General features: G+C 75.2%; 11 protein-coding genes and 2 pseudogenes. 3 read left to right on the plus strand and 10 right to left on the minus strand.

The genetic code is table 11. The features are described 5' to 3' along the window. Positions 1-85: 85 nt before the first annotated feature. The 3 genes and pseudogenes from QMQ26_RS38570 to QMQ26_RS35690 form a co-directional block, all read right to left on the minus strand. Positions 86-2,603: pseudogene (locus QMQ26_RS38570) on the minus strand (non-ribosomal peptide synthetase); the annotation flags it as partial. Further along, positions 2,501-6,664, minus strand: coding sequence for an amino acid adenylation domain-containing protein (locus QMQ26_RS38790; protein ID WP_449768982.1), 4,164 nt, complete (start codon positions 6,662-6,664; stop codon positions 2,501-2,503). The gene QMQ26_RS38790 and the pseudogene QMQ26_RS38570, both read right to left, overlap by 103 nt. 242 nt (positions 6,665-6,906) lie before the next feature. Continuing rightward, positions 6,907-7,125: an MbtH family protein gene (locus QMQ26_RS35690; RefSeq protein WP_282204214.1), complete on the minus strand. Its 219-nt coding sequence runs from the start codon at positions 7,123-7,125 to the stop codon at positions 6,907-6,909. Positions 7,126-7,753: 628 nt separating this feature from the next. Between QMQ26_RS35690 and QMQ26_RS35695 the strand changes: the two genes are divergently transcribed. Continuing rightward, on the plus strand, positions 7,754-8,683 hold the full coding sequence (locus tag QMQ26_RS35695) for an ATP-grasp domain-containing protein (protein ID WP_282204215.1): 930 nt from the start codon (positions 7,754-7,756) through the stop codon (positions 8,681-8,683). Here the strand turns inward: QMQ26_RS35695 and QMQ26_RS35700 are convergent. From QMQ26_RS35700 to QMQ26_RS35710, 3 genes and pseudogenes are all read right to left on the minus strand, one after another. Next, positions 8,667-9,191, minus strand: a complete 525-nt coding sequence (locus QMQ26_RS35700) for an IS5 family transposase (RefSeq protein WP_404814242.1) — start codon at positions 9,189-9,191, stop codon at positions 8,667-8,669. The two genes, QMQ26_RS35695 and QMQ26_RS35700, sit on opposite strands and share 17 nt — an antisense overlap. A 177-nt stretch (positions 9,192-9,368) precedes the next feature. Next, a complete protein-coding gene (locus QMQ26_RS35705; RefSeq protein ID WP_282204216.1) occupies positions 9,369-9,956 on the minus strand; it encodes a hypothetical protein in 588 nt (195 codons plus the stop codon). Between the two features lie 211 nt (positions 9,957-10,167). Continuing rightward, positions 10,168-10,551: pseudogene (locus tag QMQ26_RS35710) on the minus strand (winged helix-turn-helix transcriptional regulator); the annotation flags it as partial. Positions 10,552-10,647: 96 nt separating this feature from the next. Between QMQ26_RS35710 and QMQ26_RS35715 the strand changes: the two are divergent. Beyond that, entirely contained in the window at positions 10,648-11,511 is an 864-nt protein-coding gene (locus QMQ26_RS35715; protein ID WP_282204217.1) for an NAD(P)H-binding protein, read from the plus strand. 277 nt (positions 11,512-11,788) lie between these two features. Here QMQ26_RS35715 and QMQ26_RS35720 read toward each other — a convergent pair whose 3' ends face one another. Next, the gene (locus QMQ26_RS35720) at positions 11,789-12,079 is read right to left on the minus strand and encodes a MarR family winged helix-turn-helix transcriptional regulator (protein WP_282206682.1); all 291 of its coding nucleotides are present in this window, start codon (positions 12,077-12,079) and stop codon (positions 11,789-11,791) included. Beyond that, positions 12,004-12,309: a hypothetical protein gene (locus tag QMQ26_RS35725; protein ID WP_282206716.1), complete on the minus strand. Its 306-nt coding sequence runs from the start codon at positions 12,307-12,309 to the stop codon at positions 12,004-12,006. The genes QMQ26_RS35720 and QMQ26_RS35725 overlap by 76 nt, the downstream gene beginning before the upstream one ends. Positions 12,310-12,453: 144 nt before the next feature. On the opposite strand from QMQ26_RS35725, the gene QMQ26_RS35730 reads away from it, so the two are divergent. After that, a complete protein-coding gene (locus tag QMQ26_RS35730) occupies positions 12,454-13,854 on the plus strand; it encodes a DHA2 family efflux MFS transporter permease subunit (protein ID WP_282204218.1) in 1,401 nt (466 codons plus the stop codon). A gap of 1,351 nt (positions 13,855-15,205) precedes the next feature. Here QMQ26_RS35730 and QMQ26_RS35735 read toward each other — a convergent pair. Next, complete coding sequence (locus QMQ26_RS35735; protein WP_100838729.1) at positions 15,206-15,967, minus strand: isocitrate lyase/PEP mutase family protein; 762 nt, start codon at positions 15,965-15,967, stop codon at positions 15,206-15,208. A gap of 72 nt (positions 15,968-16,039) precedes the next feature. Further along, the gene (locus QMQ26_RS35740) at positions 16,040-17,212 is read right to left on the minus strand and encodes a hypothetical protein (RefSeq protein WP_282204219.1); all 1,173 of its coding nucleotides are present in this window, start codon (positions 17,210-17,212) and stop codon (positions 16,040-16,042) included. Between the last annotated feature and the right edge of the window lie 97 nt (positions 17,213-17,309).

Consider the following 17,309-nt stretch of genomic DNA (forward strand, 5'->3'; position numbering starts at 1 on the left):
GCCGCCGCGCCGCCCCCGGCTCCAGGACGCGGGCCAGCCCGGCCGCCGTCGGGTGCTCGAACAGGGTGCGCACCGCGAGGTCCGCGCCCAGCACCGACCGCACCCGGCCCACCACCCGCATCGCCAGCAGCGAGTGCCCGCCCAGCTCGAAGAAGCTCTCCTCCGGACCGACCTCCGCCCGCTCCAGCACCTCGGCGAAGATCCCGGCGACCAGTTCCTCGCGCACCGTGCGCGGCGCCCGGCCCGGCCCGGCGGCCCCGCCGCCGTCCGCGGGCACCGGCAGCGCGGCCCGGTCCACCTTCCCGTTGGGCAGCAGCGGCAGCGCCGCCAGCACCACCACCGCCTCCGGCACCAGGTGCCCCGGCAGCACCCCGGCCAGCGCCGCCCGCAGCGCGCCCGCCGCCGCGCCCGGCGCGACCGCGTAGCCCACCAGCCGGGCCCGGCCCGGCACGTCCTCCCGGACCACCGCGCAGGCCGCCGACACCCCCGGCAGCGCCAGCAGCGCCGCCGCCACCTCGCCCGGCTCGATCCGGAACCCGCGCAGCTTCACCTGGTCGTCGGCCCGCGCCAGGTAGTGCAGCAGCCCGTCGGAGCCCCACCGCACCAGGTCCCCGGTGCGGTACATCCGCTCCCCGTCCGCCGCGAACGGGTCCGCCACGAAGCGCTCGGCGGTCAGCCCCGGGCGGCCCAGGTACCCGCGGGCCAGGTTGGCCCCCGCCAGGTACAGCTCCCCGGCCACGCCCGCCGGCACCGGCCGCAGCCGCCCGTCCAGCACGTACGCCCGCATCCCGTCCACCGGGCGCCCGATCGGCACCGCGGCGCCCGCCACCGGCCCCGCCACCCGGTGCGCGGTGGCGTCGATGGTCGCCTCGGTCGGGCCGTACAGGTTGTGCACCACCGCGCCCCAGCGCCCCCCGACCGCCTCGGCCAGCGCGCGGGGGAGCACCTCCCCGCCGCACAGCACCGCCCGCAGCCCGCCCGGCGGCCGCCCGGGCCCGCCGCCGCCGTCCGCCGCGGCACCCGCCGGGACGGCGCCCTCGCCCTCGGCGAGCACCAGCGCGAGGTGCGAGGGCACGAACTGGGCCACCGTGACGTCGAAGCGGCGCATCCAGTCCAGCAGCTCGCGCGGCTCCCGTTGGCCTCCGCCGGGGCCACGCACACCTCCGCGCCGCAGGTCAGCGGCAGCCACAGCTCCCACACCGAGGCGTCGAAGCTGGTGGAGGTCCGGGCCAGCACCCGGTCGTCCGGGGTCAGCTCCAGGTGGCGGGCCATCCAGGCCATGTGGTTGGCCAGCGCCAGGTGCGGGACGACCACGCCCTTGGGACGGCCGGTCGACCCGGAGGTGTAGATCACGTACGCGGCCTCCGCCGGACCGGCCGGCTCCCCGGCCCGCCCGCCGCCGGGGTCCGCCGGGACGGGCGGCAGCGGCTCGTCCAGCGCCAGCCGGGGCACCCCGGCCGCGTCCGCCGGCAGGCTCCCGGCCGGGAGGCCCGGGCCGGTGAGCAGCAGCGCGGGCCGGGCGTCCGCCAGCATCTGCCGAATCCGCGCGGGCGGGTACCCGGATCGACCGGCAGGTAGGCGGCACCCGCCCGCAGCACGGCCAGCATGGCGACCACGGCCGCCGCCGACGGCGCCGCGGCCAGCGCCACCAGCGCCCCCGGGCCCGCCCCGCGCCCGCGCAGCACCGCCGCCAGCGCGTCGGCCCGGGCGTCCAGCTCGGCGTAGCTCAGCCGGGTGCGCCCGTCCCGCACGGCGGGCGCGTCCGGGGTGCGGGCGGCCCACCGGGCGACCTGCTCCGCCACGTTCGCGGTCGGCAGCGGGCGCTGCTCGCCGCGCCCGTCGGCCAGCAGCCGGGCCCGCTCCCGCGGGGTCAGCGGGTCGAGCTCCCCGACGCTCCGGTCGGGGTCGGCCGCGGCCAGGGCCAGCACCCGGGCGAACCGGTCCGCGAGCGCGCGCGCCGTGCCCGGGTCGAACAGCTCGGTGGCGTACTCCAGGTACCCGCCCAGCCGGACGGCACCGGGCCGGTCCGGGCCCGCGTCCACGGCGTCGGAGTCGGGGTCGGCGGTTCTCGCGGCGTCGGTGTCCCCGGCCGCCAGGGCGGCTCCGGCGAGCTCGGTCAGCGAGAAGGTCAGGTCGAACTTGCTGGTGGTCGGCGGACCGGACAGGTCCCGCACGGTGACGCCGGGCAGGTCGAGTTCGGCCGCCCGCTGGTTCTGCAGCACCAGCATGGTCTGGAACAGCGGGTGGTGGCCGCCGGAGCGGTCCGGGTTCAGCTCCTCGACCAGCCGCTCGAACGGCAGGTCCGCGTGGCCGAACGCGGCCAGGTCGAACTCCCGGACCCGGCCCAGCAGTTCACGGAAGGTCGGGTCGCCGGACAGGTCGGTGCGCAGCACCACGGTGTTGACGAAGAAGCCCACCAGCTCGTCCAGCGCCTCGTCGGCGCGCCCGGCCAGCGCCGTGCCCAACGGGACGTCGGTGCCCGCGCCGTGCGCGTGCAGGGTCACCGCGAGCGCCGCGTGCAGCACCATGAACGGCGTGCAGCCGCTCTCCCGGGCCAGCCGCACCACCCGCTCGTACGCCCCGGCGGGCAGCGCGAACGGCACCGCGCCGCCCCGGTGGCCGGGGACGGCCGGGCGGGGGCGGTCCCGGGCAGCTCGACCGGCCCCGGCAGGCCCGCCAGCGCCCCGCGCCAGAACGCCAGCTGACGCGCCGCCAGCGACTCGGGGTCGCCGTCCGCGCCCAGCAGCTCGCGCTGCCACAGCGCGTAGTCGGCGTACTGGACGCGCAGCGCCGGCCAGTCGGGCGCGCCGCCGCCGGTGGTCCGGGCCCGGTAGGCGGCGGCGAGGTCCCGGCACAGCGGGGCCAGCGACCAGCCGTCGGCGCCCACGTGGTGCAGCACCAGCACCAGCACGTGCCGCTCGGGGCCGGTGCGCAGCAGCCGCGCCCGCACCGGCAGGTCCGCGGTCAGGTCGAAGGGCGCGGCGGCCAGCCGCCGCACCGCGTCCGCCACCCAGGCGTCATCGCCGGCGCCGTCATCGGTGTCGTCGCCCGCCGGGGCCCGCTCGACGTCCAGCGGCACCCGCGCCGCCGCGTCCGCCGGCGCCAGCACCAGCTGCTGCGGCACGCCGTCGCGCTCGGCGAGCACCGTGCGCAGGCTCTCGTGCCGGGCCAGCACGTCGTCCAGCGCGCCGCCCAGCGCCGCCGGGTCCAGCGGACCGTCCAGGGCCAGCACCAGCGGCACGTTGTAGACGTCCCCCGCGCCCTCGACCCGGTTGAGGAACCACAGCCGCCGCTGCGCGAAGGACAGCGGCAGCGGGTCGGGCCGCTCCGCCGCCACCAGCGCGGGCCGCGCCGCCCCCGCCGGGCCCAGCACGGCCGCCAGCTCGGCCACCGTCGGGTGCGCGAACACCTCGCGCAGCTCCAGCTCCGCGCCGGTCGCCGCCCGGACCCGGGCCGCCAGCCGGGTGGCCAGCAGCGAGTGCCCGCCCAGCGCGAAGAAGTCGTCGTCCACGCCCACCGCGGGCAGCCCCAGCACGTCCGCGAACAGCCCCGCCAGCACCTCCTCGTACGCGGTGCGCGGCGCGGGCCCCTCGGCCGCGGCGGTCGGCGGCGCGGGCAGCGCCCGCCGGTCCACCTTGCCGTTGGCGTTCAGCGGCAGCGCGTCCAGCAGCACGAACGCGCCCGGCACCGTGTACGCGGGCAGCACCCGGCCCAGCGCCCGGGCCAGCGCCGGGCCCTCCACCCGCGCCCCGGGCTCCGGCACCACGTACGCGACCAGCCGCGGGTTGCCCGGCACGTCCTCGCGCACCAGCACCCGCGCGTCCCGGACGCCCGGACGGGCCAGCAGCGCGTTCTCCACCTCGGCGGGCTCGATCCGGAACCCGCGCAGCTTCACCTGCCCGTCGGCCCGCCCCACGTAGTCGACGTCGCCGCCCGCCGTCCAGCGCACCAGGTCGCCGGTGCGGTACATCCGCTCCCCGTCCGCCGCGAACGGGTCGGCGACGAACCGCCCGGCGGTCAGGCCCGGGCGGCCCAGGTAGCCGCGGGCCACCCCCGCCCCGCCCACGTACAGCTCGCCCACCACGCCGGGCGGGACGGGGCGCAGCGCCGCGTCCAGCACGTACAGCCGCACGCCGTCCAGGGCCCGGCCGATCGGCGGCACCCCGGACGCGCCGGGGCGCACCCGGTACCGGGTGGCGAAGGTGGTGGTCTCGGTCGGCCCGTAGACGTTCAGCACCGCGGTGTCCGGCGCGGCCGCGGCGACCCGGCCCAGCACGCCGGGAGCGGCCGCCTCGCCGCCCGCCGCCACCAGCCGCAGGCCCGCGAACGCCGCCGGGTCGGTCCGGGCGATCTCGTTGAACAGGGCGGTGGTCACGAAGAGCGCGCCCACCCCGTCCCGCTCGACCGCCGCCCGCAGCCCGGGCGCGTCCAGCACCCCGGGGGCGGCCACCACCACCCGGCCGCCGTTCAGCAGCGGGGCCCAGATCTCGAAGGTCGAGGCGTCGAAGACGTACGCCGAGTGCATCAGCACCGCGTCCACCGCGCCGTCCGCCCAGGCCGCGTCGGCCGCCAGCGCCAGTACGTCCGCGTGGCTGACCCCGACGCCCTTGGGCAGGCCGGTGGAGCCCGAGGTGAACACCGTGTACGCCAACCGCCCGCCGGGCACCGCCCCCGGCAGCGGGCCGGGCCACTCCGGGCCGCCGCGCAGCACCGCGCCCGCCCGGTCCACCACCAGCACCGGCAGCCGCCCGGCCGCCGCCGCCACCCAATCCAGCCCGGCCGCCGCCCCGTCCACCACCAGCGCCCGGACCCGGCCCACCTCGGCCACCCGGTCCAGCCGCTCGGCCGGCCAGGCCGGGTCCATCGGCACGTACACCCCGCCCGCGGCCACCGCGCCCAGCGAGGCCGTCACCACCGCGGCCGAACGCCCCACCAGGACGCCCACCCCGTCCTCGGCCCGCAGGCCCCGGCCGGTCAGCGCCCCGGCCAACCCGGCCGACAGCCCGCCCAGTTCGGCGTAGGACAGCACCCGCTCGCCGTCCACCACCGCCGGCGCGTCCGGCGCGGCCTGGGCCCGGGCCGCGAACGCCGCCGCCAGGCCGTCCGCCGCCGGGCCGTCCGTCGCCCGCCGCGGCAGCGCCCCGCCCCGGCCCTGCTCGACCAGCTCCCGGGCCCGGGCCGCGTCCACCAGCGGCAGGCCGTCCACCGGAGCGTCCGGGGCCGCCCCGGCGAACGCGGCCAGGAAACCGGACACCGCCCGCTGGTGCAGCCGCACGTCCTCGGGCGGTACAGCGCCGGATCGGTGTCGAAACCGATCAGCGGGCCCGTCCCCTCGGCCCGCTCGGAGACGAACAGCGACACGTCGTTCAGCGGGCCGATCGACAGCAGCCGGGAGGTGGCCCGGCTGCCCGCGAAGTCCAGGTCGTAGTCGTAGCCCATGACGTTCACCACCAGGTCGGTCAGCCGCGACCCGCCGTCCGACAGGTTCAGCTCCCGGGCCAACTGCTCGCGCGAGAAGCGCCGGTGCCGCAACGCGCCGCGCATCTCGGCCGCCACCGCCCGCACCAGGCCGCCCACCGTCGCCCCCGGCTCCACCGCCAGCGGCAGCGGCAGCACGGTGGCGGTCATCCCCACCGCCTCCCGTAACCCGCCCGGACGCCCGTGCGAGGCCAGCCCCAGGCAGACCTCCCGCCGCCCGGCCACCCGGGCCGCGTACGCGGCGAGCGCCGCGACCAGCACCGCGCTCCAGGTGGTGCGGTGCTCGGCGGCCAGCCGCCGCAGGCCCTCGAACACCGGCAGCGGCAGCGTCTCGCCGGTGTGCAGCGCCCCGCCGGTGCCCGGCGCGCCGGCGTCCTTCCCGCCGCCGCCCGACCGGTCCGCGCCGCCGCCGTCGGTGCGCCGGCGTAGCAGGCTGCCCGCGCCCGCGCCGCTCCCGTCGACGGCCCGGTCGGCGAACCGGCCGACCCAGTACGCCCGGTCCGCCGCGTACCGCTCCGAGGCCCGGTACGCCGCCTCCTCCTCCACCAGCGCGCGCAGCGGGCCGCCGAGCGGCCCCGGCAGCGCCACCGGCTCCACTCCTGCCGCCGCCCGGGTGTACAGCTCGGCGACCGCCCGGGCGAACACCGCGCCGCTGAGGCCGTCCACCGCGATGTGGTGGTAGCGCACGTACCAGTAGTGCAGCTCCGGGCCCAGCCGCAGCAGCGCCCAGTGGTGGGTGGGGGCCTCGACGTCGTCGACGGTGGCCATGTCCCCGGCCATGTACCGCTCCGCCGCCGCCGCCGGATCGGCCGCCCCGCTCAGGTCCACCCGCAGCAGCCGCGCCCGCGGCACCCCGGACCGGACCACCCGCTGGCGCACCGCGCCGTCCCGCTCGACCAGCACGGTGTTCAGGCTGTCGCACTGGTGGACCACCCGGTCGACCACCTCGGCGAACAGCTCCTCGTCGAGCCCGCCGCGGATCTCCATGCATTCGCCGATGTTGTACTTCGGGCTGTCCGGATCGACCAGCTGGCCGTACCGCACGCCCTGCTGCGCGGTGGTCAGCTCCAGGAGTTCGGAGTCCGGGAGTTCGGACTCCGGCAGCTCGGAGCCGGGGAGTTCGGCTTCCGGGAGTTCCGGGTCCAGGAGTTCCGGGGCGGTTTCGTCCGACAGGACGGGACGGTATTCAAGCATGCCGACGACACCTTCGGTGAGGTTTTCCAGTGACGAATGGGAAGAACTGCGGACACGGTGGAGCGCGCGGTCGGCCGGGGCGCGTCCGCGGGGTGAATTCCCACTGAATGGAGGGATTGCCACCGGGCCCGTGGAAGGTGCCGACGGGCCCGGAGCGGAAATCCCATAAATAAGATGATCAGATCAAGATGATCGGATCGGACGGCCGGACCGCTCGGACGGCCGGACCCCGGGTCAGTCGGTGTCGGACTCCATGGCCGCGACCAGGCCGGCCGGGCGCATGTCGGTCCACAGGCGGTCGATCCGCGCCACGCACTCCTCCCGCGACCCCTCGGCGCCCACCTGGTCCCAGCCGCCCGGGGCCTCGATGTGCGCGGGCCAGAGCGAGTACTGCGCCTCCGCGTTCACCAGCACGACGAAGCGCCCGGATTCGTCATCGAAAGGATTGCTCACGTTGCCCACCCCTTGTATCGCCTTGTCTCGGTCGCCGTTCCGCGTTTCGAGCGTCTTGCGGTCCGGGGGCGACGGCACTCCGGTGCGGAACCCCCGAAAACCGCCCGGCGCACAACCCGGCGCACAACCCAGCGCAGATGTCATGGGTGTGATGCGCCGGGGCACGACTGCCCCCGAAAAACATATCTATTCCTATCACGTCATTGGATGTGTCGAGGCCGCTCCCGGTGATCGCCACGTTACCGGTCCGTAATCATTCAAGTGAGCGAATTAGAAAAGGCCCCGGTCATATGCCGAACCGCCCGGACCGGCGCACATGCGGTCGCGACCTGCCCGCTGCACCCCCGCATGTACCGATATGGAACGATCCGTTCCCCTCGGTCTCCGGTGCTCTCCCCGTGACCCCCTGCGCCCTTCCGGCCCCCACCGTGCTCCCGTGCGCCCGTCGTACGCCCCGGGTTCTCCCGTGTCCTCCGGTGTCGCCCCGTGTCCCCCGATGTCCCCCGGCCACTTCCCCCGGGGCCACCCCGAGGCCGCCCGGGCCCCGCTCCCGGGACGGACCCTCCGGCCGCCGCCCGTCCGGGGCCGCGTAGAGTGACCGCTCCGCCCACCGGGAGAGGACGGCAGCGTGCGTGAGCGTTCCGGAATCCTGTTCGTCACCGACCTCGCGTACCCGGCCCAGGGGCGCCGGTACTGCGATGAGGACATCTACCTGACCGCGCGGCTGCGCGAGGAGTTCGACCTGGCGCTGTGCCACCCGCGCGACGCCGCCGCCCTGATGGACGGCTTCGACGCGGTCGTCATCCGCAACAGCGGGCCGGTGCTGCACTACCGCGAGCAGTTCGACGCCTTCCGCCGCCGGGCCGCCGAACGCGGCACCCGGGTCTACAACCCGCTGACCGGCCGCGGCGACATGGCCGGCAAGGACTACCTGCTCGACCTCACCGCGGCCGGCCACCCGGTCATCCCCACCGTCGACCGCCCCGCCGACCTCCACCGGCTGCCCTCGGCCGAGCGCTACGTGGTCAAGCCCAAGGCCGGCGCCGACTCGATCGGCCTCTCCGTGGTCGACCGCGCCGAACTGACCGACCGCGCCCCCGGCCCGGCCCCCTCCTGGGACGGCATGCTCGTCCAGCCGCTGGTCGACTTCCGCTACGAGGTCTCGTTCTACTTCGTCGACGACGCCTTCCAGTACGCCCTGCACGCCCCCGACCCGTCCCGCCGCTGGGAGCTGACGCCCTACCACCCCACCGCGGACGACCTGGACTTCGCCCGCCGGTTCATCGCCTGGAACACCCTCGACCACGGCATCCAGCGCGTCGACGCCTGCCGCACCACCACCGGCAAACTCCTCCTGGTCGAACTGGAGGACCTCAACCCCTACCTCTCGCTGGACGTCGCCCCACCGCCGCAGCGCGAGGCGTTCGTCACCGCGATGGCCGCCTCACTCCACCACTTCCTGCACACCGCCCCGGGGAGTGACCACCCCGCCCACGGCCGCCGCCCGCCGCTCCGGCTAGGACCTGTTTCAAAAGTGCTGGTCACAGCCACTCGTTGATGGCTGCGATCAGCACGGTCGCTTCGTAGCGAACGGCGAGTTTGTCGTACCTCGTGGCGACCGCGCGGTGGCGCTTGAGGCGGTTGATCCCGCACTCCACCGCGTGGCGTTCCTGGTAGTCGTTCTTGTCGAACTTCGGTGGCCGCCCGCCGTGGGAGCCGCGTTCCTTGCGATTCGCGATCTGGTCCCGCTTCTCGGGGATCGTGCAGCCAACGTGGCGTCTTCGCAGGTAGGAGCGGTTCGCGCGGGACCCGTAGGCCTTGTCGGCGCGGACCCTGTCCGGCCGGGTCCGTGGGCGTCCCGGGCCCAGGCACGGTACGCGGATTCGGTCCAGGACGACCTGGAACTGTGGGGAGTCGCCGCGCTGTCCGGCGGTGATCACGAGCGACATCAGCTTCTGGGCTTGTTCGACCGCCAGGTGGATCTTGGAGGGCAGTCCGCCGCGGGAGCGTCCGAGTCCGTGGTCGTCGGGCTCGGTGAAGATGCCGCCGGGCGACTCGACCTGCAGGTCCCCCTTTTACGCGCGCCGGCCGCGTGCTGGTGTGCAGCGGAGGCCGGCCGGGCCTGGCGCCCTGCGGCAGCAGCGGTTCCAGCACTGCCCACTGGGCGTCCGTCAGGTCTCCCCGGGCCATGGAACGTGATCATCGCATGGCCTTGATCTACTTCTGGGGGCGGGCCGCTTCCTTCAGCCAGTCCGCGGCGACGGCTCGACGGGCGGCGGCTCGGATGAGTAGCGAGCCCGGTTGGCGTTGAAATGGGCCAGGTAGTAGGTGGCACCGTCGAGGTGCAGCTCCATGGGCGGAGGATCGGCGACCAGCTGGGTCCAAATGTGTCGGCCGTCCAGCTGTGCCTCCATCTTGGGGGTGTTCCAGGAGCGCGCCCAGCTCTCCGCCTCTTCCGGGGACCACAGGAAGCGGGCGCCGAACTCCTTCTCCTCGCCGGGCTCCGCCGCCGTCAACGCCCTTACCAGCGCCGGGCTGTAGACGGCGCGGACCCGGAAGTTCACGAGGAACCGCCTCTTGATCACGATTCGCGCGTAACGACGGCTGTTTCTCCGGTGGCGTCCGGCCACGATGACGCTTTCGCCACCGTCGCCCCAGCCCGGCGGTGCGACCCACACCTTCGCCCCCGGCACGAAGTGCCGATGCCCCTTGCGAATCTCCAGCCCGCCTTCGCCCTGGCTGGTCTCCGGGGCGATGTTGGCCACGATGCACAGGCCCAGCGGCTCAGGTCCGGTTTCATCCGTCATGGCTGCCATCATCGCCAGGCCCACGGGCGCTGTCGCGTCCTTTTGGCGGGCCGGGCTCATGGCACGGAGCCATCGCGACATCGGGACCGTGCTGGTCGCAGCCATCAATGAGTGGCTGTGACCAGCACTTTTGAAACAGGCCCTAGGCGCCCTTCGCCGCGGCGACCTTCGCTCCGGCGTCCTTCGCCCCTGTGGCCTCCGTTCCGCCGCCCTTCCCCTTGCCGTTTCGGGTCGGCCGTTCGGCGTGGGCGGCCCGGGCCGCCAGGACCTCGGGGGTGCGGGTCTCGGCCCAGCGGGCCAGCGTCCAGACGTGCTGGGCGGCCTCCTCGCCGAGCGGGGTCAGCGAGTAGTCGACCCGCGGCGGGATGACGGGGTACGCCTCCCGGTGGACCAGGCCGTCCTGCTCCAGCGTCTGCAGGGTCTGGGCGAGCATCTTCTCGCTCACCCCGCCCACCGCGCGGCGCAGCTCGCTGAACCGGTGGGTGCCGTCCAGCAGGACGGCCAGCACCAGCACCGCCCAGCGGCTGGTGACGTGCTCCAGGATGCCGCGCGAGGGGCAGCAGACCGAGTTGACGTCCACGGGGATACCGCCGGTCAGTTCCTTCACCCTGATGTTCACGGAAGTACCTTACCCGAAAGTGGGTACTTCCGAATGGTTAGCGACTTTCCTAGGGTGGGTCTCCAAGCGTTGTCCCACCTCAGGAGTTGCATCACCATGAGCATCGTCGTCACCGGCGCCACCGGTCAGCTGGGCCGTCTCGTCATCGACGCCCTGCTGGCCCGCGTCCCGGCCAGCGAGGTCGTCGCCGCCGTCCGCGACGAGGGCCGGGCCGCCGACCTGGCCGCCCGCGGCGTCGAACTGCGGGTCGCCGACTACGACCGGCCCGAGACGGTGGCCGCGGCGATCCGCCCCGGCGACACCGTGCTGCTGGTCTCCGGCAGCGAGGTCGGCCGCCGGGTCGCCCAGCACACCGCCGTGATCGAGGCCGCGAAGGCCGCCGGGGCCGCCCGGCTGGTCTACACCGGGGTGCTCGGCGGCCCGGACGCCGACTTCCGGCTCGCGGACGAGCACAAGGCCACCGAGCAGCTGATCCTCGACTCCGGCCTGCCGTACACCTTCCTGCGCAACGGCTGGTACACCGAGAACTACACCGCGCTGATCCCGGTCCAGCTGGAGCACGGCGTGGCCGGCAGCACCGCCGGCGGCCGGATCGGCTCGGCGTCCCGCGCCGACTACGCCGCCGCCGCGGCCGAGGTGCTGACCGGCGAGGGCCACGAGAACCGGGTCTACGAGCTCAGCGGCGACACCGCCTGGACGCTGGAGGAGTACGCCGCCGAACTCTCCCGGCAGAGCGGCCGCCAGGTCGCCCACCACGAGCTGCCGGCCGAGGCCAACCTCGGCGTGCTCACCGGCGCGGGCCTGCCCCCGCAGCTGGCCGAGATCCTGGTCGACGTCGACGTCTCCGGCATCTCCCGCGGCCTGCTGGCCGGCGGCAGCGGCGATCTCTCCCGCCTGATCGGCCGCCCCACCACCCCGCTCTCCACCACCATCGCCGAGGCCCTCGCCACCACCCGCTGAGCCTCCGGCCCGATCGGCTCCGGCCCGCCCGGTCCCGGCCTGCCCGGCCGTGTCCGGCCCGGCCCAGGCCCGCTCGGCTCCGGGGCCCTGGGCTCAGCCCGGTTCGTCCTCGTCGCTGCGGCGGCCCGCCCGGGCCGCGGCGAGGAAGACGGCCAGGGCCACCACGGGGCAGGCGAGTCCGAGAGCCAGCAGGACGTAGCGCACGACGACCCCCTCCTTCTGTTCACGAACCCTTTCGGCGTGGAGGGCGGTCAACCTGACCCCTAAGGGCGGACTTTCACCCGTCGGTGTCGTGGGCGTCGTCGCTGTTGCCGCCGTTCTTGCCGTCACCGTCACCGTCGCCGGTGTCGGCGACGGCGGTGCGGATGCGGCCGAGCAGGGTGCGCAGCTGCTCGCGTTCGGCGGCGCCGAGGGCGCCGGTGGCCGCGGCGAGGGCGGCACGGTCGAGTTCCTCGGCCTCGCGGTGGCGGCGCACGCCCTCCGCAGTGAGGGTCAGCAGGAACGCGCGCCGGTCGGAGGGGTGCCGGACGCGTTCGACCAGGCCGTCCCGTTCGAGGCTGTCGACGATCGTGGTGGTCGTGCGGGGGCGTTGCCCACGTACTCGGCGAGGTCGCGCATGCGCAGCGGCCCGCCCGCCAGGGCCAGGACGCGCAGGGTCCGCAGCCGGGCCACCGAGGCGCCGTGCTCGCGCAGTCGGCCGTCCACGAAGGTGCGCAACTGCTGGGTGGTGGCGAACAGTTCGTCGATCAGGACGTCGCTGCTGCCGAACCGGTGCCGCGCCTTCGCTTCCGCTGCCATGCCGTGTGCTCCCCATCCTCGTCCGGTTCCGCTGCGGAATCCGGTGCGTTCCCGCCGGGCCCTCGGACTTCATGAGCATACTCATACTGAGTATGCTCAGCTTCTATGAGCACCCGCCTGGGCCAGCGCCGTGTCGTGCCCATCATGGCTGTCCTGACCACCTTCATCTGCATCGTCGACGGGGCGATCACCACCGTCGCCCTCCCCAGCATCGCCCGGCAGTTCGACCTGACCCCGGCCGCCCTCACCGGCGTCGTCGTGGTCTACCCCGTCTGCCTGGGCCTGATGATCCCCGCCTCCGCCTGGCTGGTGGAACGCCACGGCGGCCGCCGCCTGATGCTGCTGTCGCTGTCCGCCTTCACCGCCGCCAGCGCCCTGTGCGGCGCCGCCCCGAACCTGACCGCCCTGGTCGGCGCCCGCGCCCTGCAGGGCCTGGCCGCCGGTCTGCTCATGCCGACCTCGCAGGCCCTGCTCTTCCGCACCTTCAGCCAGGCCGAGCAGGTCAGGCTGTCCCGGCTGATGGTCATCCCGCAGCAGATCGCCCCGGCGATCGCCCCGCTGCTGGGCGGCCTGCTGATCACCGGCCTGTCCTGGCGCTGGGTGTTCTACGTCAACGTGCCCTTCGGCGCCGCGGCGGTCCTGTTCGGCGCGCTCTTCCTGGCCGAGCACCGCGACCACGCCGCCGGCCGCCTCGACCTGCCCGGCCTGCTGCTGTGCGGCGCGGGCACGGCCGCCCTGATGTACGGCGTCTGCGCGGGCCCCGACCTCGGCTGGACCCGGCCGCCGGTGCTCGGCACCCTGGCCGCCGGCGCGGTCCTGCTCGCGGTCGCCGTCCGGCACCAACTCCGCACGCCCGAGCCGATCCTGCGGCTGCGGCTGTTCCGCGACCGGCTGTTCCGCGACACCAACCTGGTCAGCCTGGTCGGCTACGTGCCGATGATGGGCGCCATGTTCCTCGGCCCGATCTTCCTCCAGGAGGCCCGCGGCGGCACGGCGCTGGAGAGCGGCAGCACCACCTTCACCGAGGCGTTCGGCGTCCTTGTGACGATGCAGGTGGTCGGCGCGGTCTACCACCGGGTCGGACCGCGCCCGATCATCGGCACCGGCCTGCTCGGCGTCGCCGGCGTGATGCTGCTGTTCGCCACCGCCGACGCCGACACCGGCCTGTGGACCTTCCGCGGCTACATGTTCCTGCTCGGCCTGGCCATGGGCGCGGTCTTCATCCCCACCACCATCGCCTCCTTCAGCACCATCGCCCGCGCCGACGTCGCCCACGCCGCCACCCTCAACACCGTCGTCCGGCAGACCGGCAGCGCCCTGGCCCCCGCCGTCGTCACCTCGGTCCTGGTCCTCGGCGCGAGCGGCCCGCAGCGCGCCCACCCGCCCCTGGCCGCCTACCAACTCAGCTACGCCGTCCTGGCGGCCGTCGCCCTCGTCGCCGCGCTCTTCGCCTTCACCCTCCCCGCCGGCCCCGGCACCACCCGCCCCACGGACGCCCCCACCACCGCCCGCACCCGCCCCGGACCCCGCCAGCAGGTCGGCTGACCGCCCCGCCCCGCCGCCCGGTCCGGACCCCGAGCCGGGACGGGCCCGGTCAGGGCGCCGGGACGGTACCGAGCGCGGGGAGCATCCGGGCGACCTCCGCGTCGTCGGCACCCTCGACGGCGACGTCGCCCGCCACGCGCAGCTCCAGGTGGGCGAACCGGGGGCCAGCGCGGCGAGGAGGGCCGGCGGATCGAGGTCCCCGTCCACGTCCGCGGCCCCGATCACCAACTCCCTGATGCCCAGGTACTCGAGTTGGGCGAGCAACGGGTGCTCCGCGAGGAGGACGAAATCGCCGGTCTCCTCGGGCTCGAAGTGCGCCCGGCCCAGGTCGAGGTGCCGCAGCCGGGGGTACCGGGCCGGGTCCAGCTCCGCCAGCTGGGCGTTCGTCCCCACCGTGCCGTGGACGTCGCAGTCGATCTCCACCTCCAGCGAGACGAGGGCGGGCGTCGCGGAGGGGAACAGGGAACCGTCCGCGAAGACGGCCCCCCGCACCCGCAGGTGCGCCAGGCCGTCGTGCGCCACGTCGTCGAACAGGAACGCGCCCTCGAGCTCCAGCGAGCGCAGCGCGGGCAGCGACCCCCACAGCGCCCGCGCCACCTCCTCGGGGACCACCGCGGCGTTCAGGTACGCCTCGGGCTCGACGGAGTTCCCCGCCGAGGTCGGGTGCGACTCCAGCAGCGTGTCGAACCCGTGGCCGAAGGACAGGGACGCCAACCGGGGCCACCGCCGCCGCCCCAGCGCGACCGCGGCCCGCTCGGCGGAGTGGTGGTAGTCGGTGAGGCGCAGCTCCAGACCGCGCAGCAGCCGGGCCGCCGGATGGGACAGCAGGGCGTCGACCAGCACCCCCTCCCACTGCTCGGGATCGGCCGGGTCGACCTCCCCGCCCCCGAACGGCCCGGTCGGCGACCGCTCCGCCAGCAGCCGCTCCACCAGCGCCCGGCGCCGCCGCCCCGGGTCCGGCGCGAGCCGGAAAACGGCCTCGTCGACGAACCCCCGGGACCAGGTGAACCGCCAGGACCCGTCCGCCCGGAGCAGATCGAGCCCGCACTCCCGCTCCACCCGCCCGTACGCCGCGACCGTCTCCGCCGACTCCCCGCCGCTGCGGTGCTCCCGCCGGATCGCCTCCCCGCGCGGATCGCCCACCGCGGCGAGCGCGTCCGCGTGGGCGAGCCACTCCGCCCACCCGTCCGATACCGGTACCGCTACATCATCGACAGAGCCCACATCGCCCTCCTGGCCTCGGGTACGGGGGCACCCTACGGGCGCCCACCGACACCCGCCGTCCCCGGCCGGCCTCCTGACGGGCCGCCGGCTCGGGCGGTCCGCTGAGGCGGGGGAGTCGGCTCAGACGCTAGGACTTCCACGCCCCCAGCATGTCCTTCATGGAGTCCGTCAGCGCGAGCTGCAGCAGCGGACCGTAGGTGATCCGGCCGACGCCGAGGCGGCGGAAGCGGTCGAGGTCGTGCCGGACGGGGTGGGCGGTGGAGTTGACGGGGACGCCGAGGGCGCCGGTCACCGCCGTGAGCAGGGCGTCGTCGTCCTGGATGCGCACCGGGTAGACGCTGTCGGCGCCGGCCCGCTCCAGGGCCAGCAGCCGTTCGACCGCCTCGTCGAGGACGGCGGATGCGTCCTGCGCGTGCAGGAAGAGGTCGGTCCGCCCGTTGATCCAGACCGGGACCCCCGCGTCGTCGGCCGCCGCGCGCAGCCCGGCGACGTACTCCGCGTGCTCCTCGGTGCTGCGCAGCCGCCCGCCCTCCGAGTGGACGGTGTCCTCGACGTTGAGGCCGACGCCGCCAACCTCGATCAGGCCGGCGATCAGGTCGGCGGGCCGCTGCCCGTACCCGGCCTCCAGGTCCACGGAGACCGGGACGTCGACGGCCGCGATGATCGGCCTGACGGCGGCGAGCACCTCCTCGAAGGTCTGACCCTCGTGGTCCTCGGCGCCCCGGGACTCGGCCAGCGGATGACTGCCGATCGTCAGCGCGGGAAACCCGGCGCCGGCCGCCGTCCGCGCCGACCACACGTCCCAGACGGTGGGCAGCACGAGCGGCTGGTGGTCGGCGTGCAACTGCTTGAGGCGTCGAGCGCGCTCGACGGTGGTGGGAAGGTCCATGCCCAGGACGCTACCCCCGGATCGGCCGCGCACAACGCCTTGACGGGCACGACATGCGCCCGGGCCGGACGGTCAGGCGGGATCGGGGTCAGGGACGGGGCTGTCGGCGGAGGTGACGGCCAGCAGCCGTTCCAGGGCCGTCAGTACCGCGTCCAGGGCGTCGGAGCGGGTGAGGTCGTCCAGCGGCAGGCCGGGCCACAGGTTGTAGTCGCGGGCCGCGGCGTCCGCGAGTCTCCCCGCCAGCGTGGGCAGTCGGCGCAGGTCGGCGGTCAGGGCGGCGGCGGCCGCCGCGCCGAGGCGCTGCCGGACCGCGCCCAGGCTGAAGTCGAGCCGGGCCTTGTCGCTGCGGGGCGTGAGAGTCAGGGCCCAGAGGCGGCAGTTGCGGCCGGCGGCCGTGTACTCGGCCAACGCACTGGGGTGTTGACCGCGGCCCCCTTCCCAGCGGCCGTGGCGGGAAGCGTGCTCCAGGAGGCGGCGGGCGGCGTTCTCGTGGGCACGGGGGTAGCCGCTGACCGCCTGTTCGATCTCGTCGCGGGACCAGGCGGCCCGGCGGGTGGCGGTCGAGGAGGACTTCCCGGGCACCGCGGCCGTCTCGCCGTAGACGCGCGGCACCAGGACGCGGAGCGCCCCGGCGCCCCGGTAGTGGGTCAGTTCGACCGCGTACACGTCGGTCTGGCGCAGTTGCCGGTTGAGGAACTCCACGACCGCCCGCAGCTCGCCCGGGATTCGGTCGGCCACGAAGAGCAGCCGCATGCGGCCGGCGGCCAGCCGCTCCTCCACCTCGGCCCAGAACTCCTGCGTGGTCCGCTCGCCCAACAGGGCCTCGTACGCCTGCTCCAACGGAACGCCGTCGGTGGCGCAGGTGTCCTCGAAGGTCTTCCGCAGCAGGGCCGCCGGCCAGTAACGGGCCCCGTTGGCGGCGTAGTCGAGCATCTGGCCGACCACCTCGCGCCGGATGCGGGTGTCGCCGGCCCGCTTCACCTCCACCAGGGTCGGCACCGCGTCCTCGTCCACGAACAGGTGGTCCAGCGCCAGCGTCGGCCCGGTGTGCTCCCCGGTGGCCACGCCCATCTCCCGCGCCACCAGAAACAGGTGCAGCGGACGGCCGTCGGCCAGCGAGCCGAAGTCCAGGACGCGCGGGTGACGGGCCAACAACCGCTGGAACTCCTCCTCGGAGTCGAAGCCGACCGCCTCCAGGGTGTGCACGTCCTCGTCGCCCACCACGAACACCGGTTGCAGTGTCACCGACACCCCTCCGTCACCCAAGCCATCCCCGCGGGCACCGAACCTACCAGCGGCCGACCACCGGACGCGGGGCCGCGTCGGGGTGGGGGCACGGCCG

The organism is Kitasatospora fiedleri (assembly GCF_948472415.1).
Lineage (GTDB): Bacteria > Actinomycetota > Actinomycetes > Streptomycetales > Streptomycetaceae > Kitasatospora > Kitasatospora fiedleri.